General features: G+C 64.0%; 1 protein-coding gene. It reads right to left on the bottom strand.

The window, feature by feature from the left end:
- Positions 1 to 71 precede the first annotated feature (71 nt).
- Complete coding sequence (locus ACYVGN_RS08635) at positions 72 to 896, bottom strand: Fic family protein (protein WP_460790141.1); 825 nt, start codon at positions 894 to 896, stop codon at positions 72 to 74.
- Between the last annotated feature and the right edge of the window lie 83 nt (positions 897 to 979).

Below are 979 nucleotides of genomic sequence, written 5' to 3' on the forward strand. Positions count from 1 at the left end.
AGGCCCCACACCGCGATCGGGAAGCTCCCGCCCATCAGCCGGATCTCAAACAACCTGGCTGGGCAGTACAGCTAGAGCTCGATGCCTTCCTTGAGAAGCGGAGGGAGGAACCCCAGTGCGTCCAACTGTGCAATGAGGTGAGGGGCGAAGACGTCGCCGAGCAGGGGGACTCGGTAGAACCGTGGGCCCCGTCGGTCTACCTCAAGGAGCCCGCGACTCAGCATGCCTCGGATCTCCTGGGACCGATGCGAGGCGCTGCCAGGTAACGAGTCCGCGAGGTCGCCGGCCTTGACGACGCCCCTTACCAAGGCCGTTTTCAGCGCTCCCCTCTCGGCTGCGCTGATCACGCCTCGCTCTTGCATCCGGCCGAGAGTGGGATCGAGCAGCTCATCGAAGAGATAGTCGGCGCTCTGCAGCTTCGTCAGCCGCTCGAGGTCGGAGTGGATGCCCCGAGCGAAGAACGTGCACCAGGCGACCGTTCCCTCATTGCTCAGCGAGTCGGCCGATTCGAGTGCCGCGTAATACTCGTCTCGGTCGTTTCCGAAGACCGCCGTGGGGTTGACCGTCCGAAAGCCGATCGGGCTGACGAACCCGTTCCGTCGGATCATGGCGTAGCTGAGCAGTCGGGATACGCGCCCGTTGCCGTTTCGGAAGGGGTGAATCCACAAGAAGCGGTGGTGCGCGAGCGCGACATGGATCATCTGCTGCGACGTCGGAACCTCGCGGTTCGCGAAGTCCAGGAACTCGTCCATCTCCGCCTGGAGAAGCACGTGGCTCGGGGGGATGTGCGATGCGCGACTGATCTGCACGTCGACGTTGCGATAGCTTCCAGGCCGCTCGTCGCCCTCCCGTGTCAGCTCCTCGACGGTCAGGCGATGGAGTTCCCGAACGAACACATGGGTCAGCGGCGGTCAAGTCCCCGGTAGTGGTGTAGCCGTGTCGTGATCCTTCGGTGCTGGGTCAGGCGCTGAGTTCGAGG

The sequence above is a fragment of the Microbacterium lacusdiani genome, assembly GCF_054779895.1.